Annotated in this window: 5 protein-coding genes; 2 read left to right on the top strand and 3 right to left on the bottom strand. The window is 69.1% G+C overall.

The annotated features are described in order from the left end of the window. Positions 1-13: 13 nt before the first annotated feature. From V2S85_RS12310 to V2S85_RS12300, 3 genes are read right to left on the bottom strand one after another with little or no spacing between them, the layout of a single operon-like run. Positions 14-3178, bottom strand: coding sequence for a CHAT domain-containing protein (locus V2S85_RS12310; RefSeq protein WP_330703154.1), 3165 nt, complete (start codon positions 3176-3178; stop codon positions 14-16). 3 nt (positions 3179-3181) lie between these two features. Further along, a complete protein-coding gene (locus tag V2S85_RS12305; protein WP_330703153.1) occupies positions 3182-12946 on the bottom strand; it encodes a filamentous hemagglutinin N-terminal domain-containing protein in 9765 nt (3254 codons plus the stop codon). A 14-nt stretch (positions 12947-12960) separates the two neighbouring features. Continuing rightward, the gene (locus tag V2S85_RS12300) at positions 12961-14532 is read right to left on the bottom strand and encodes a ShlB/FhaC/HecB family hemolysin secretion/activation protein (protein WP_330703152.1); all 1572 of its coding nucleotides are present in this window, start codon (positions 14530-14532) and stop codon (positions 12961-12963) included. A gap of 623 nt (positions 14533-15155) precedes the next feature. On the opposite strand from V2S85_RS12300, the gene V2S85_RS12295 reads away from it, so the two are divergent. Both V2S85_RS12295 and V2S85_RS12290 read left to right on the top strand, forming a co-directional pair. Continuing rightward, positions 15156-16775 (top strand): NAD(P)/FAD-dependent oxidoreductase, encoded by a 1620-nt coding sequence (locus V2S85_RS12295; RefSeq protein WP_330703151.1) that lies wholly within the window; start codon positions 15156-15158, stop codon positions 16773-16775. Next, the gene (locus V2S85_RS12290; RefSeq protein WP_330703150.1) at positions 16772-17941 is read left to right on the top strand and encodes an NAD(P)/FAD-dependent oxidoreductase; all 1170 of its coding nucleotides are present in this window, start codon (positions 16772-16774) and stop codon (positions 17939-17941) included. The genes V2S85_RS12295 and V2S85_RS12290 overlap by 4 nt, the downstream gene beginning before the upstream one ends. Positions 17942-18053: the final 112 nt, after the last annotated feature.

The raw sequence follows: 18053 nt of genomic DNA, 5'->3' as shown, positions 1-18053 counted from the left end.
CCGCGAAGGTTTTTTACTTCATCGCCATCTTCGGCTGGGTCAGCATCGTCTTGGCGCCGTCGCCGACCAGGAAGTACGCGCCCCAGTAGTAGGGGTGGGAATAGCGGCGGGTGTCAATCAGCTGATTCTGCGCGACCTTCAGCGCGTCGCCCATCGCGGCGGTGCGGCCGGTGGTGTAGAAGGTCTGCATCAGGTCCTGCGTCTGCTGCGAGTCAGGCACCGCCCAGAACGTCGCCATGACCGCCCGGGCGCGGGCGGCGATGAACGAGCGGACGAGGCCGTCCAGCGCGGGCGAGGCATTCTCCAGGCCCGCCTTCAGCGCCGTGGCGGTGCTGGTGCCGGCGCCGGTGTCGCAGGCGGACAGCACGACCAGGTTGGCATCGAGCTGCAGCCGCGCCACTTCGTCGAACGAGAGCAGGCCGTCGGACAACACCTGGCCGTCGGCTGAGGGCGCCGCCAGCGTCGTCACCAGTGCGGGCGGCAGGTGGACCTTGCACTGGGGCAAATCGACCTGGGTTTCGGGCAGGCCATGCGTGGCGAAGTGGATCACCTGGTAGCGGCCCAGTTCGCCCGAGGCGGGACCGCTGAGCAGGTTGACGTCGGTAAAGGCGCCCAGCGTGATCTCGGGCGCGCCGCTTGCCCCCAGGGCGTCGGCGGCGAGGCCCAGTTCGCGCGCGCTGATCGGCTTGTTCAACGCCATCACGCTTGCCCATGCGCCGTAGGACACCGAGCAGTCGAACGGCATCTTGTCCTCCGACGCCTGCGCCGACACGCGTTCGGCAGGGGCGTTCTCGCCCAGGCCCAGGAACTTGCCCGGGGCCTGCGAGGGGGTGACGTCGTTGCGAATGCGCAGGAAAGCGCGGGGCGACAGGGCGACCGCCGTATCCGAGCCGCGCGCCAGGAACTTGACCTTGGAATAGTCTCCCTTGGCGCGCTGCTTGGCATAGGCCTCGGCGGAGGCGGGATCGGTTACCAGCACCGCGAGGGGCAGCTGGCGCAGCTTGCCCGCCGGATTGTAGACCACGCGGCTGGCGCCGGCGACCGCCTCGGCCGCCGGGCCGGTGATCGCCTGGAACAGCTGCGAGGCCTCGGCGACCTTGAACAGCCGGGTCGAGCGGGTCGCTTCGTCGAGGCGGGCACTGGTCAGCACGGCGTTGGTGAGGGCATCGGTCTTCGCCAGGCCGCCATCGACCATGTAGATCCAGGTCTTGTCTCTGGTGATGACGATGCCCGCCATCGTCGAATAGAGCTGGGCGAGCTTGAGATAGGCCTCGCCCGGTGCCAGCGCCGCGCGGATCTCGGCGACGGTGGCAGGCTCGTCCTGCAGCGCGCCGATGCGGTTGCTCGAGAGCAGCTGGCTGTTGATCGTGTCGCGCTCGGTATCGGCGGCCTGGCGCTCCTTTTCGAGGCGGTCGAAGTCCGCGCCGGTATTGGTACCCAGGTTCGAGATCTCGGTGCGAAGGCGTACCATCTGGCGGTCGAGCAGGGCGCGGCGGCGCAGCAGGTCGGCGACGCTCTCGTCGGCGGCGACGACCTTCTGAAGCTGCGCATATTCGCGGGCGATGGCGGGCTCGCCGATCATCTGCATCGCGTGGAAGTATTCCTCGTCGCGCGCCGCGCTTTCGGGCGCGCGGGTGAGCAGGCCGAAGTAGCGTTCCAGCGCGGCGAGCGAGACGTAGCCGGTGCCGGTCAGTTCAGGCAGAGTCTGGACGGCGGTGCGGTAGTTCGCAAGCACTTTGTCCTGTCCCAGCGCCGGATCGCGCGAGGCGATCGAGGCGCGTTCGAGGCGGGTGTCGGCGAGCAGCGGCGCGTTCTGGAAGGTATCGCTGACCGGGCGGGCGCCGGGGAACAGGCAACCACCGCCCGCGACGCTGCCGGCGAGGCCGCCGACCGCGCAGTCGAGATGCGCCAGCGCCTTGTTCATGTCGCCGCGCCGCACATCGATGCGGGCCTGCTGGCGCTCGATGATGGTGCGCAGCCAGACGATGTTGTCCGGCGCGTAGCGGGCGACGACGATGCGTGCGGCGCGCGCGGCGTTCTGCACTGCGGCATCCGCCTCGTCCACACGGTCGGCGCCGAGGTAGGCGATGCTCAGCGCGGTGTAGCGCTGTGCTTCCAGCAACGAGCGGTTGAGCTGGTTCTGGTCGCTGAGCCCGGCGCGGGCATTGTCGCCTGCACCGTTCGATTCCTCGTTGAGGCGGCTGAGCGTCACCGGGTCTTCCAGGCTGCCGACTTCGGCCTGCGCGCGGGTGAGGGTGGTGATGGCCTCGGCCCAGCGGTGCTGGCTGATGAGGTCGATGCCGCGATAGGTCGACAACTGCTGGAGCTGCTCGGCGCGGCGCGGAAGGTCGGTGCCGGTGCGCAACAGGCCGTCGGCCACGGCGAAGTCGTTCGCGGCAAGTTCGAACTGGCTGAGGTTGGATTCCGCAAGGCCCGCCGCGAGGCGCAAGTCGATGCGGGTCGAAACGTCGGCGCTGGCGAAGGCGCGCAGTGCGTCGTTCAGCGTGCGCGAGGCATCGAGCAGGCGCCCGGTCTGCAGCGCCACGACGCCGTCGGCGAGCGCCGATTCCGCCGTCAGCGCCTTGGTCTCGCCAGCGGTGGCGACGGCCTGGCCGGCGGGGACGGCGGCGAGATCGAACGAGGCCTTGGCGGCGGTGTTGCCGTTGGGCGCCTGGGCACCGCCGACGATCACGCGCAGCGCGGTTTCCAGCGCGCCCGCCGATCCCTCGATCACCGCGCCTTGCCAGGCGACGCCCTTGTGGGTGAAGCGGATGTCGATCGCGGCCTTGCCCAGGGTCGGGTCAATGCAGCGGCGCACTTCTGCCGCACCGATGCCCGCCAGCTGCGTGGAGAGTGCCTCGCCGCAGTTCTCGGCCGATGCGGCCTTGCCCGCCGCGCTGACGTAGCCCTGCACGTCGGCGGCGGCGATGTCGCGGCAGTTGATGACGTAGGACTGTTCGCCGGCATAGCGGACCGGCCCGTCACCCGCCGCCCACTCGCGCGAAGCGGAGCAGGAGTCCCCGTTGGCATTGGTGCCCAGGGCGAAGCGTTCGGGTGTGGGCGCGGCCAGCGTCGGGGTCGCCATGACGACGACCGGTAGCGAGGAGGCGAGGGCCAGTGCGACTTTTGCGGCGCGGGCGGTGGCTCGGGCGCCGGAGCGGGGATTGCGCTGCGACATGGCTTACTTGCCCTCCTTGGTGGTGCACTGGGGATCGTCGGGGCGGCATTCGAGCGTGTCGATGCCCACCGGCGCGTCGGCGACATTGACGATGAGGCCGTCGTTGCCGCGACCGATCAGCGGGCTGATCGCGATGGTGGTGTCCTCCTCGGTATCGAAGAGGGCGATCTTGCGCTCGTCGTAGAAGTTGAAGTTGGGCTGCGGCACGTCGGTCGCCAGGCATCCGCGGTCGGGTGCGCCGATGACGCAGCCGTTGATCCGCGAGTTCGAGCGGGTGATCCGCACGTCGTCCGAATTGCCGGTCGGATTGACGATCTGGATCGCCTCGTTGGTCAGCAGCGCGGCGGTGGTGTCGGAGAAGTTGTTGACCACGCCGAACATGGCGAAGGCGTTGTTGCCCTCGTCTCCGGTGCTGATGAGCCGCAGTGCCAGCGTCGTCTGTTCGGGCGCGCCGCCCGTCACCGAGTTGATCGACACGCCCTGGTTCGCGGAAATCTGCGTGTTCTGGAACAAGGCGAAGTTCTTGTAGCCGACCGTGACCGACTTCGCCGTCAGGAAGACGCCGACGTTGATCGCGGTGGGATCGCGGTAGAGCTTGGATGCCGGGTTGGAGACCTGTTTCGCGATCTCGTCGTTGTCGAGATTGATGAAGTCGGCGATCATCGCCTCGGTCCCGAACAGGATCTTCTCGCCGCGCAGTTCGACGTCGGCCGAACCGGCGATGATCTTGGGCGCATGCTCCCCGTCGAGCTGGGCGACGATCGAGGTCGCGAGTGTTTCCGCCCCGGCATCGTTGCCAAGATCGCCGAGCAGGCCGCCGATCTGCAGCGTGCGGCGGGTGGTGCCGGCGACGGTGATCGGACCGGTGATTGCGACCGCGCCGGTACCGAGGAAGCGCGTGGCACTGCGCCCGGTATCGGCGGCGACCGTGAGCGTCGCGAGTTCGAGCGCATTGGCGCCCGAATCGACGACCACGGTATCGGCATTGAGGAACCCGAGTTCGGCGTTGCTGACCGCGAAGGTGCTGCCTGCGGTGGAGGTCTGGTCGCCCACCACCGTCGCTCGCGTGCCGGTATTGCGCAGGATCGCGCGGCCGCTGCCGGCCGTGAGCGTGCCGTTCAGGGCGACGTCGGATGCCTCGACGATGATGTTGCGGCCATTGGCTTCGTTGGCGAGGCTCGATCCTGCAGGCAGGCTCTTGGTTCCACGCGGATCGCCGGCGGCCAGGCCGATGCCGTTCACGGTCCCCGCCAGGGCGGTCGACAGCACTGCATGACGGGCATCGAGGCCGGTGCCGCCGCTGGTGATGGTCGCGGTGCCGAGGGTGACGAGGCCGATGGCGGCGACTTCGATGTCGTCGCCGGCACTGGTGGTGGTCAGGCTAGCGTCGCCGCCGGCCAACACGGCCACGTCTTCGCTGGCGCTGGTGGTTCCGGCGGTCACGTTGCCGCCCGCCAGCAGCGCGACCGACCCGGCGGCAGCGCTGGTGGTGGCAAGCTGGACGCCGCCTCGGGCATTGACCAGCACGTCGCCGGTGCCCTGCGTACGCAAGGTGCCGGTCGAGGTCACGCTGCCGGTCGCTGCGCGCAGGCGGATCGAGGCACCCGCAAGCTGGGTGTTCTCGCTGCCGATCCCGACGGCGGCAAGGGTGCCGGGCGTGCCGGTGAAGGTCACGCCGGTCCCGCCCGCACCGGCAGCGCCGGTCGAGGTGCCGTTGGTGAGTGCGAGGTTGCCGGTCAGCGCGGTGACGTCGATATCGTCCCCGGCGGTGGCCGAGCCGACCGTCACTCCCGTGCCGCCCTGCACGCCGATGTCGCGCCCGGCGACGAGGCTTGCGGCATTGACCGTCGTGCCCGCGAGCGCTCCGACCGAGCCGGTGGTCGCGGTCGCGGTGTTAAGCGACAGCGCCTGCGCGGCGTTGACCAGCACGTTGCCTTGCGAGAGCAGTGCGCCGGTCGAGGTGACGTTGCCGGCCTGGGCACGCAGGCGGATCGTCGGCGCGGTGAGCTGGGTGTCCTCGGTGCCGATGCCGACGGCCGCAGCAGTGCCTGCGGCGGCCGAGACGACCACCCCGCTGCCGTTGGCGCCCGCTCCAGTGGCGGTGCCGTTGGTGAGCGACAGGTTTCCTGCGAGTGCGGCAGCGTCGATGTCGTCGCCTGCAGTCGCCGTGGTGATAGCCACACCGGTACCGCCTTGCACGCCGATGTCGCGCGATGCGGTCAGGGTGGCGGCGGTGACCTGTCCGCCCGCGAGGACGCCGATCGAGCCGCCGCTGGCGGTGACGGTTGCAAGCGATGCATTGCCGCTGGCGTTGACGAGGACTTCGCCGGTGCCCTGCGTATGCAGCGTGCCGGTCGAGGTGATATCGCCCGATGCCGCACGCAGGCGGATCGAGGAACCGCCGAGCTGCGCATCTTCCGCACCGGTGCCCACGGCCGCTGCCGTACCGGCGGTGCCGGTGAACAGGACCGAGGTTCCGCCACTTCCGGTACCGGTGGCGGTGCCATTGGTGAGCGTGAGGGTGCCGGTCAGCGCGGCGGCGTCGATATCGTCACCGGCGTTTGCGGTGGCGATGGTTACGCCGGTGCCGCCCTGCACGCCGATGTCGCGCGATGCGGTCAGGGTGGCGGCGGTGACCTGTCCGCCTGCTAGCACGCCGATTGAGCCGCCGTCCGCAGTGACGGTTGCAAGCGATGCGTTGCCGCTGGCGTTGACAAGGACTTCGCCGGTGCCCTGCGTATGCAGTGTGCCGGTCGAGGCGATATCGCCCGATGCCGCGCGCAGGCGGATCGAGGAACCGCCGAGCTGCGCATCTTCCGCACCGGTTCCCAAGGCCGCTGCCGTACCGGCGGTGCCGGTGAACAGGACCGAGGTTCCGCCACTTCCGGCGCCGGTGGCGGTGCCATCGGTGAGCGTGAGCGTGCCGGTCAGCGCGGCGGCGTCGATATCGTCACCGGCGGTTGCGGTGGTGATGGTTACGCCGGTGCCGCCCTGCACGCCGATGTCACGCGATGCGGTCAGGGTGGCGGCAGTAACCTGGCCGCCTGCTAGCACGCCGATCGAGCCGCCGTCCGCAGTGGCGGTTGCAAGCGAGGCACTGCCGCTGGCGTTGACGAGGACTTCGCCGGTGCCCTGCGTATGCAGTGTGCCGGTCGAGGCGATATCGCCCGATGCCGCACGCAGGCGGATCGAGGAACCGCCGAGCTGTGCGTCTTCAGCACCGGTTCCCACAGCGCCAGCCGTTCCGGCGGTGCCGGTGAACAGGACCGAGGTTGCCCCGCTTCCGGTGCCGGTGGCGGTGCCATCGGTGAGCGTGAGGGTGCCGGTCAGCGCGGCGGCGTCGATGTCGTCACCGGCGTTTGCGGTGGCGATGGTTACGCCGGTGCCGCCCTGCACGCCGATGTCACGCGATGCGGTCAGGGTGGCGGCGGTGACCTGTCCGCCCGCGAGGGCGCCGATCGAGCCCACCGCGTCGGCATCGAGCACGTTCACGTCGGTTGCGGCGTTGAGCAGAATATCGCCGCCCGCCGTCGTCAGCGTCGTGCCCAGCGCCGGTGTGAAGGTGCCCGCGATGCTGCCGTTCGCCGCGCGCAGGCGGATCGTGGCGGCGGTCAACTGGCCGTCTTCCGTGCCGGCGATGGTGACCGCGTTCGCCGCGCCGACCGTGCCGAAGGCCACCGAGGTGCCCCCGGTCCCGGCGGTCGCCAGCGAGGAGCCGGTCACGAGGCCAAGATCGCGTCCGGCGACAACATCGATGTCGTCGCCCGCCGTGGCGGTGGTGAGGAATGCGTCGCGTCCGGCCAGCACGCCGAGGTCGACGTTCGCGGTAAGGGTGCCGGCGCTGACGTCGCGCCCGGCGAGCACGCCGATCGAGCCGCCGAGAGCCTCGGCCAGCGCAAGCGTGGCGTTGTTGGCGGCGTTGACCAGGACGTCGCCCGTGCCTTCGGTACGCAGCGTTCCGGAGGAGACCACGTCGCCGGTCGCCGCGCGCAAGCGGATCGAGGCGTTGGCGAGTTCGCTGTCCTCACCGGCCGCGACGCCCAGTGCCGCATCGGTGCCCGGCGCGCCGGTGAAGGTGATCGAAGTGCCGCCGGTGCCGAGCCCGGTGGATACGCCGCTGACCAGTGAGACGTCACCGGTGACGGCCACCATGTCGATGTCGTCCCCGGCGCGGGCCGAGCCCACGGTCACGCCGGTGCCGCCGCGCACGGTCACGTCGCGGCTTGCGGTGAGGCTCGTCGCGCTTGTCGCCGTGCCGCTGAGCACGCCGATCGAGCCGTTGCGCACATCGAGGGTCGCCAGGTCGGCATCGCCGAACGCGTTGACGTAGATCTCGCCGCGACCGCTGGTGCGCAAGGTACCGGTGGAGACGACATCACCCGCGATCGCCCGCAGGCGGATCGTGGCGTTGCCGAGCTGCGGGTTCTGGGCTCCGACTTCCACGTCCCCGAGCACACCCGCAGTTCCGAACAGGACCGAGGTGAGGTTGCTGCCGGCGCCGCTCGACGAACCGCTGCCGAGCGAGACATCGCCGGTGACCGAGATCATGTCGACGTCGTCGCCGGCATCGGCCGTGCCCACCGAGATCCCGGTGCCGCCCTGGACGCCGATGTCGATCGAAGCGGTGAGGCTATTGGCACTGGCAAGGCCGCCAGCGAGCATGCCCACCGAACCGCGCGCGGCTGTTGCCACGTTGAGGGAGGCATCGCCCGCCGCGTTGGCGAAGATATCTCCGGTGCCTTGCGTTTCCAGAGTGCCAGTGGATGTGACGTCGCCCGCCGCGGCGGTCAGGCGGATGGTCGAGCCGGTGAGCTGGTCCTCTTCGCCAAGGCCAGTCGCGATGGCGCCGAGCGAGCCGGCGGCCCCGGTCACCGTGACCGAGGTGCCCCCGCTAGAACCGAGCGAGATACCGTTGGTGAGCGAGACGTCGCCGGCCAGCGAGAGCACGTCGATATCGTCGTTCGCATTCGCCGCGCCGATCGTCACGTCGCCGCCGCCTTGGGCGAAGACATCGATCCCCGCGACCAGGCTGAGCGCGTCGATGGTCCCGCCCGCAAGCAGGCCGATCGAATTGCGGGCGTTCACGCTGGAGAGCGCGATGTCGCCGCTGGCATTGGCCAGCACGTTGCCGGGAGAAAGCGTCTGCAGCAGGCCGCTCGAGGTAATGTCGCCGCTTTCCGCGCGCAGGAGGATCGTGTTGCCCCTGTTCGGGTCGGTATCGTAATGGTTGACCGTGATCGAGCTTACATTTCCGGGAGTGCCGGTGAACGCGGTCCAGTCGTCGCCGGTACCGGTTCCGCCGACGAAGCCGGCGGTGCCATCGGTCAGCGTGATGTCGCCGCCGGTGCTGGTCAGTTCGATGTCGTCGTTCGCCGTGGCGGCGGTGATCGCTATATCGCCCGCAGCGAGCGCCACGACGTCGCCGTTCCGGGCGATCAGCGAACCGCCGGTGATGCCGCCCCCGGCATGGAGCGCGACCGTTCCGTACCGGGCATCGGCCGCGGCGATCACGATGTCCTGCGCCGCGCTGACACGGATGTCGCGTGCCAGCGAATCGTTCCCCCCCGCGGTGGCCGAGGCGATTCTGGCCGAAGTCGCGCTGCTGACATTGATGGCCCAACCGGCATTGAGGGTGCCGACATCGACGATATCGGTGGTCGTGCCCGAACCGGCGCTGACGCCATCGTCGTTGCGCTTGACGATATCGATGTACTTCTGTGCGCTGCCGCTGCCCAGCGCGAGCAGGCCGTCGCTCGCCGTCATCGACAGGGATCCGTCGTTCGCATCGACGCTGGTGGCCGAAATGGCGCGGGCGCTGATCGTGATCTCGTTGCCGAAGATATAGCCGCTGTCGCCCGCCCGGACCTGCCCCAGCTGGGCGATCCCGTTCGCGGCATGGACGCCGATATAGGCTTCGAACTCATCGGCGAAGAGGTTCGCCGCGCCGTAGCCTTCGGCCAGCAGCGTATCGGTGCCGGTGATCTCGAGGTTGGCGCCAGGTGCGGGCGCACCACCGGTGGTGGACAAGTCGACGCTTCTGGCGGTGATGGTGCCGACATCGAGCGTGGTCACCGCGTTCAGATCGACGAGGTTCGCATCGATCGACTGGATGCGCAGGGTGTCCGCATTGCCTGCCGTGGTGACCGAACCCGCAGTGATCGCGCCGATCACGCCGCTGCCGGTGATGTCGAGCAGCACCGCGCCGCCGGTGCCGCCATCGATCGTGCCGCCGGAGACGGCGGTGTAGCCATCGGGGAGGCCGGTGACGGAACCATTTGCGGAGTTGACGTAGATGTCGGTGTGCGAGGTGACCGTGCCGAGCCGGATGTCGCCGGCGGCGGCGGTGAAGCTGGCGCCGCTGCCGATGAAGTTGTTGGTCGTCACCGTTCCGGCGATCAGGCCGACCGGCCCTGCCGCCGATCCGCCGACGTCGCCCGCGCGGATGCGCACGAAGCTGCCGCCGGAAAGCGCGTCGGCGCCGCCGAAGGTCACGCCGTCGCTGGCGCCCGCGCCGTTCGAGGTGACATCGACGAAGCGGCTGGAGCCGCTGGCCGCGTTGGTCGTCTGCAGCGAGGTCCAGGTGAGCGTGCCGGGCGCCGAAATGTCGATGTCGTCCGCCGCGATCACGGCGCCGAGCGAGGCGTTGCGGCCGGCGCCGATCGCTACGTCCTCGGTGGTGGAGGTGAGGGTGCCGGTCTGCGTGACGTCGCGGCCTGCGCGCACGGCCACGGCGCCGCCTGTCGCGGTGGCGCTGGCGAGCGACACGTCGCGCGCGGCGTTGACGATCACGTCGCCATTGGCGGTGACGAGCTGCGTCGCGGAACCGGCGTCGCCGGTCTGCGAGCGCAGGCTGATCGTCGAGGTGCCGGGCAGGGTCAGCGCCGCGCCGATCGATCCGGGCTGGCCCGGGGTCGCACCGAAGGCGATCGAGGTGCCCAGGTCTCCGGTCGCGAACGACTGGCCGTTACCGAGCGAGACGTTGCCGCCGGTGCTGAGCAGGTCGATGTCGTCGCCGACGGTCGCGCTGGCGACGGTCAGGTTACCACCGGCCAGGGCGGCGAAGTCCTCACCCGCGACGATCGCGCCGGCCTGGATCGAGCCGCCGGCATAGAGAGCCACGTCGCCGGCCACGCCCAGTCCGGGAGCACCCTCGACACGCGCGGTGGAGGCCCCGCCGACCGAGAGGTTGCGCACGGCGGAGACGAAGATGTCGCCATGGTTGGTGGACAGGTTGCCGGTCGTCACGTCGCCGCTGGCACCGCCTGCGTAGATCTCCAAGGCCTGGTCGGCGCCGAGCAGGCCGATCGCACCCGTGGTCACCGATCCGGCGGTCGAGTTGATGGTCAACCCGTTGTCGAGGGTGAGGGCGCCGGTGGTGATATCACCCGTCGCGGTGAGCGCGCTGTCGCCCGAGGTATAGAGCGAGGCGCCGGTGACGTCGCCGAGCGAGATGGTCGGCGCGCTGGTGACGACGACATCGCTGCGCTGGGTCGGCAGGCCGGCCGCGAGCCCGGCGACGAGCGTGGTGCCGGGCGCGAACGCGACCGTGCCGTTGTCCGCCTGCAGCTCAAGGTTGGCGAGGCCGGTGCCATCGGCGTCGGACTGCAGCGAGAGCCCGTCGAAGCCGGTGATGTCGCCGCTCGCCGCGTGGAAGAACACGCGCCGCGCCGCCTGCTGCGTGACAGGCACGCCGGCCAGGCCGACTTCGATCGCGTCAGCCTCGAGGAGGTAGTCGTCGCCGGCATCCACGTCGCCGCGCACCGCGAGCGTGCCGCCCGAGAACAGGTCGACATCGCCTCCGGCCGTCAGGCTGCCGATGAAGCGGGCATCGAGGCCGACGTCGGCGATGATGTCGCCAAGGGCGCTGATGGCCCCGAAGTCGGCGGTGCCATCGACGTCGATGGTGACCGCGCCGCCGGTGGCCTCGATCGATCCTCCGGCATTGGCGTTGCCGCTGATCGTAAGGCTGACGTCGCGACCCGCGAAGACGTTGCCGTCCTGCGTGTAGCCCTGCGTCTGCGTCACCAGGAAGTCCCGGCCGGCGTTCACCGTCCCTTCGATGAGCGTGTCGCCGCCGGCCGAAAGGCTGACATCGGTATCGCTGTCGATCGAGGCGCTGAAGCCGATGTCGCCGCCGGCGGTGACGGTGAAGTCCCCTGCATCGACCGCACCGTCTACGTGCGTGAAGCCGCCGCTGACGACCGAGGCGGTGTTCGCCGCCGTCAGTGCGCCGAGCGTGGCATCGCCGCCGACGTCGATGGTGAGGTCGCCGCCGCTCGACTGGTTGCGGCCGGTGACCAGGGCGTCCTGTACCACCGCGATATCGACGTTGCCGGCGGCGATCACGTCGCCCGATTGCGTCAGGTTGATCGTGCGCGTCAGGCTGTAGGCGCCGCCGCTGCCGATGTTGTCGGTGATCGAGGTGTCGCCGAGCACCACCAGCGATACGTCGCCGCCGGCCCCGATGGCGGCATTGATGGCGGTGTCGCGGATGGACTGGACCGAGAATTCACCGCCCGACGTCACGATGCCCGAGAACGTCGCGTCGCGTCCGGCGGAGGTCGCCACGTCGCCGCCGGTGGAAACCCGGCCCAGCGTGGCGTCGCGCCCCGCCGTGAAGCTGGCATTCATGCCGGCGGTGTAGTCGCTGCCCGCCACCGTGATGTCGCGTGCGGCGGTCACGGCAAGGTTGCCGCCGGGGGTGGTGATCGTACCGGTGCCGGTGACGTCCTGCGCCGAGTTGACGACGATGTCGGCGTTGGTACCCGGGCCGACGCCGCTGATAGCGCCGTTCACTGCGATCGAACCGGCTGCTCCGGCGCCGTTGGTGATGGTCGCGGTATTGCCGTCCACCGTGGTCGTGGTGGTCGCCAGCGTCACGGTTCCGCCAGAGGCCGTCGCCGTCAGCGAGCCGCTCGCCCTGACGTTGAGAAGTGCGGCGGTGAGGCTGTTCTGCACGCCGCCGGCGACCAGCACCGACTGCCCGCTGACGTCACCGCCGACGCTGACCGCGTCGCTCAGCGTCGTTCCGGCACCGACCGTGAACTGCAGCGGATTGCTCAGCCCGCTGGTGAAGGTGACGTCGGTGGCCGCGACCAGCACGACCGAACCGGCGCTCGCGTCTATCGTCGAATCGGCGGCGATCCGGGGCGCCACCGCCACGATCGATCCGGCGACGTTGAGATTGCCGCCGATCAGGATCTGGCTGGTGCTGCTGGCGCCGCTGGCGAAGCGGAAGCTGGTGGCATTCGCCGCGCCAGCGGCCGCGAAGGCGGTGCGGAAGGGGCCGTCCACGGTGTCGGCGAAGTCGAGCGTCGAGAGCATCAGGCTGCCGCCGCTCAAGTTGACGCTGGAACTGGAACTGAAGCTGATGCCGTCCTGGTTGACGAGCCACACCGAGATGCCGTCAGCGGCGTTGATCGTGCCGTCGATGAACGAAATGCCGCCGCCTGTCAGCACGCGGTTGACGGCCACCAGGTCGGTCAGCCCGGCGGTGGTGGTCGAATAATTGACCGTGTCGCTAGTGCCGACATTGTAGGTGTTGAAGTCGATGATCCGGCTGGCATCGTTGAGATTGACGTTCATCGTCACCGCGCCGCCGGGCGCGGTGGTGGTGCCGATCGAGGCGCCGCCGGCATTGGCGACGCTGGGCACGGTCTGCGCCTGGGCCTGCCCGGCCAGCAGTGCGGAGCCGATCAGCGCGGTGGAGCCCATCAGCGAGAGGCGAAGGGAAGCGGAAATGCCGGTGCGGCGGGCGTTGACGGTCATCGAACCTCTCCCTCTCAGAACAGCTTGGCCGTGATCGAGACCAGGAAGCGGTCGGACGGCTTCTTCTCATCGTTGGGCAGGACCTTGTCGAGCGGATGCGCGTAAGTGAGGTCCAGCACCAGGCGCTGCGGCAGCATGAAGCGCAGCCCGCCGCCGACCGAGCGCAGCGTGCGCTTGGGGATCAGCGAGCCCGGATCGAGGTTTTCCAGTCGCACCCAGTCGTAGAAGGCGCTGGCCTCGACCCCGAAACGCGGGACCGGCAGCTTGACGCGCGGCTCTACCGTGAAGCCGTAGGCGCGATCGCCGCCGTTCGAACCCGGGTCGTAGCCGCGCCCGTGCGTGTAGTTGCCGAGCGAGAATTCCTCGAGGTTGAGCAGCGGATCGTCGGTCCACTGGCCGAAGCCGCCGAAGTCGAGCTGGAACGGGCCGCCGGGCTTAAGCGAGAAGTCCACCGAACCCTTGACGACGAAGGCCTGCGGGTTGCCGTAGAGGCGGCTTGGCCCGCCCTTGGCGGTCGTCTCCCCCTGCTTGGAGGCGCCGAACGCGTCCAGCCCCTTGCGCAGTTCGAGCGAGGTGCGGGCGCGCAGGATCTCGCGGCGGCCGTCGTCGAAGCGGAAGTCGCCATCGATGCGTCCGTAGAGCACGCGGATCTTGTCGAAGGTGTAGGGAATGGTGCCGCCGTTGGAGCGGAACTCGGCCTTCTGCTCGATCATCTCGAAACCGCCGGTGGCGAGCACCGTGCGGTCGAGGTCGCGCATCACCGGCATGCTCACGTCGAGCCCGGCGATGATAGAGCGCGAACGCAAGTCGAGGTCGGTGAGGTCCGGCCGCGACCACGCCATCGATCCGCGCAGGCCCAGCCGCAGCCCGCTGTCGGTCACCGCGAAGTCGTGTCCGGCCTGGGCGACGCGCACCTCGTTCCAGTCGAACGAGTTGGAATAGGCGAGGTAGGTACGGTCGGCGAGGCCGGTCAGCCCGTAGGCCTCTGCCCGCAGCGAACCGATCCAGCGGCCGAGCTGCTGCGAGCCGTAGTTCTGCACGTTGGCCATCAGCGCGAATCGCTGCGCCTTGACGCTGAGCGTGCCGATCACCTCGCCGGGCGCGGCATTGGCCGAACTGAGTGTCAGCGAAACGTCGAGACCGGGAATGTCCCCGGTCAGCAGCAGCAGCCGCACCGCCGCGTCGCGGTTGAGCGGGTCGAGCGCGCGGATGCGCTCCACGGCGGTTTCCAGCTGGCCCCGGAACGGGCCGGGATCGCCGACGATGCGCATCTCGGTGATGCGGGCGGTGACGACCTGCACGCGCAGCACGCCGCTGCTGATCTGCTGGGGCGGGATCTGCGCCAGCGCGACGTAGCCGGCGTCGTTCAGCCGCTGGTTGATGTCGTCACGGATGCGGCAGACGACCGCGATCGGCTGGTCGCCGCGCGCCTCGGTGTCGATGCCGGACAGCAGGCTCTGCAGTTCGGCCGGGAGCGGGCTGCCGTCCGGGCGTTCGAGAGTGATGCCGGTGAGGTTGACCCGCACGTCCGAGTCCTGAAGCGCGCAGGGGCCGGCGGCGATCGCACCGCGCGTATCGACCCGCACGCGCGGCTTTCCGGGTTCTTCTTGAGTCGGCAGTGGCTGTTCGATCTGCGAACGGCCCGGTAACTGCGCCTGGGATGGGTCCGGCAAAGCTTCCTGGGCCCGTGCCGCCTGCCCGCTTGCGCAAAGGCTGCCCGCACCGATCCCGACGGTGGCCAGAACCACTTTCCCCCAACCGTTTTTCATAACGCCCCCTAATTCCGGGTAAGCGGACTCGTCCCACCATTCAGGTTTGATTACGTCTGCCCCGCCAGGTTTATTCCGTAGATTCTTTAAGAGAGTCAACACAGTTAAGAGATTGTATTGCAACGCAGTATGACAATTGCAGTCATACCATGATCAGGGGATGACTTGTCTTGTCATCTATATTTGAGAGTGCGTTTTTGCTTGCAACGAGCGATCGCCTCATCTCCGGAGCGATCCTCCGGAAACTTACGGAAATTCCCCGTTTCGAAAGGCCGAGCCGGGATCGGGAATCGTGCGGGTCGATGCCAGTGCTTCGGAGGCTTGCGTATCCGGCTTTGCCGCGCTGCGACAAATAGAGCCGGAACGGATGCGAATCGCCTGCCCGGCCAGAGGCAAAGCGGCGATGGCGCTTCGGGCGCTGAGCGTATAAAGGCGCGCGGATGCTTCGCCTGACCGATCTCGCCCTGCCGCTCGACCATACGCCCGAAGACCTCGACGCGGCGGTGGCCCAGCGGCTCGCCATCGCGCCGGCCGATCTGGAGCGGGTGACCGTGTTCCGCCGGGGCAACGACGCGCGGCGCAAGAACGCCATCAAGCTGGTCTACGCGCTCGACGTGACGGTGCGCGACGAGGCCGGGGTGCTGGCCCGCTTTGCCGACGATCCGCACGTCCGGCCGACCCCTGACATCGCCTACAGGTTCCCCGTCCAGGCGCCCGAGGGCTGGGCGGGACCGCGCCCGGTGGTGATCGGCGCCGGGCCATGCGGCCTGCTCGCCGCGCTGATCATGGCGCAGATGGGCCTCAGGCCGATCATCGTCGAACGCGGCAAGGCCGTGCGCGAGCGCACCCGCGACACCTGGGGCCTGTGGCGCCGTTCCCAGCTCGATACCGAGAGCAACGTGCAGTTCGGCGAGGGCGGTGCGGGCACCTTCTCCGACGGCAAGCTCTACAGCCGTATTAAGGATCCGCGCCATCTGGGCCGCAAGGTGCTGACCGAGTTCGTCAAGGCCGGCGCCCCCGAGGACATTCTGACCGAGGCGCATCCGCATATCGGCACCTTCCGCCTCGTCACCATGGTGATGAGCATGCGCGAGACGATCGAGCAACTCGGCGGCGAATATCGCTTCGGCACCCGCGTTGATGATTTCGAGATCGTCGACGACGGCGGCGAGCGGCGGCTGAAGGGCCTGCACTTGTCGAGCGGCGAGTTCCTGCCGGCCGAGCACGTCATCATGGCGGTGGGCCATTCGGCGCGCGATACTTTCGAAGTGCTGCACGCGCGCGGCGTCTCGATCGAGGCCAAGCCTTTCGCGATCGGCGTGCGCATCGAGCATCCGCAAAGCTGGGTGGACAAGGCGCGCTATGGTGCCTGTGCGGGCAACCCGATTCTCGGCGCGGCGGCTTATGCGCTTTCGCACAAGGCCAAGAACGGACGCACCGTCTATTCCTTCTGCATGTGCCCGGGCGGGCGGGTGGTCGCCGCGACGAGCGAGGAGGGCCGCGTCGTCACCAACGGCATGAGCCAGTATTCGCGCGCGGAATTCAACGCCAACTCAGGCCTCGTCGTCGACATCAGCCCGGAGCGCGATTTCCCCGGTCACCCGCTCGCCGGCATCGAACTGCAACGCAAGCTGGAGTCGGCGGCCTATGTCGCGGGCGGCTCCGACTACAAGGCGCCGGGGCAGAAGGTCGCGGACTTCATGGCGGGCCGGGCTTCGACCGAACTCGGCGAAGTGATCCCCAGCTATCAGCCCGGCGTCCACCTGACCGACCTTGCCGAGTGCCTGCCCGACTTCGTGATCGAGGCGATCCGCGAGGCGCTGCCGGTGTTCGGCCGCCAGGTGCCCGGATACGATCATCCCGACGTCATCATGACGGGGGTGGAGACGCGCAGTTCCTCGCCGGTGCGGATCGGGCGCGGTGCGGACTGCCAGAGCCTCAATACGCGCGGGCTCTATCCGGCGGGCGAGGGCGCGGGCTATGCGGGCGGCATCCTGTCCGCTGCGGTCGATGGCATCCGGGTGGCGGAGGCGCTGGCGCTGGAACTGGTGGGGGCGTGAGCTACGACGTCATCGTTCTCGGTGCCGGTGCCGCCGGACTGCTGTGCGCCGCCACGGCCGGGCAGGGCGGACGGCGGGTACTGCTGCTCGATCATGCGCCAGAGCCGGGACGCAAGATCGTCATCTCGGGCGGCGGGCGGTGCAACTTCACCAACCTCCACACCGCACCCGATCGCTATCTGTCGGGCAATCCGCACTTCGCCAAGTCGGCGCTCAGCCGCTACACCGCCGCCGATTTCCTTGCGTTGGTCGAGAGCTACGGCATCGCCTGGCACGAGAAGACGCTGGGGCAACTGTTCTGCGACGGGTCGGCGAAGCAGATCGTCGCCATGCTGCTCGAGGAATGCGCCAAGGGCGACGTCACCTTGCGCTGTGGTCAGGCGGTGGGCTCGGTCGAGCATGCCGACGGCCTCTACCGCGTGGCCTTTGGCGACACGGTGGAGACCGCCCCGGTGCTGGTCATCGCCACCGGTGGGCCATCGATCCCGAAGATGGGGGCGACCGGTTTCGCCTATGATCTCGCTCGCAAGTTCGGCCTGAAGGTGGTGCAGCCGCGCCCGGCGCTGGTGCCGTTGACGCTGCCGGGCGACGAGGCGCTGTTCCGCGAGCTTTCCGGTGTCTCCACCGAGGTCGTCATGCGGTGCGGCAAGGCCTCCTTCCGCGAGGCGGCGCTGTTCACCCATCGCGGACTGTCGGGCCCTGCGATCCTGCAGATATCGAGCTACTGGAAACGCGGCGACACCGTCACCGCCCAGTTCCTGCCCGATCGTCCCGACGGCTGGCTGCGCGCCCTCAAGCGGGAGCGGCCGCGCCTGTCGTTCCGCAAGGCACTGGGTGACGGCCTGCCCGAGCGGCTTGCCGAAGCCTTGTGCGGACGGCTCGGCCTGGAAGGCGAACTCGGCGCGCTGACCGACAAGGCGCTGGGCGCGGCCGAGGCGCGGCTGATGCGCTGGCCGTTCGTGCCCGATGGTTCGGAAGGCTTCGCCAAGGCGGAAGTCACCGCAGGCGGCATCGACACCGCCGAACTGTCATCGAAGACGATGGAAGCGAAGCGTGTGCCGGGGCTCTATGCGATCGGCGAGGCGGTGGACGTCACCGGCTGGCTGGGCGGGTACAACTTCCAGTGGGCCTGGGCCAGTGCGCGGGCGGCCGGGCTGGCGATCTGAGCGTTAGTTGATGAAGTACATGCGCGCGGGGGCTTTTTCGATGAACGAAGGCCGCGTGCGGATCGACGATGTGAAAGAGCCGCTGCCAGTCTAGCAGACCGCGCGGATGTAG

The organism is Novosphingobium resinovorum (assembly GCF_036352595.1).
Lineage (GTDB): Bacteria > Pseudomonadota > Alphaproteobacteria > Sphingomonadales > Sphingomonadaceae > Novosphingobium > Novosphingobium resinovorum_B.
The sequence above is the reverse complement of the archived record's forward strand: the minus strand, read 5'-3'. Positions and strand labels throughout refer to the sequence as shown.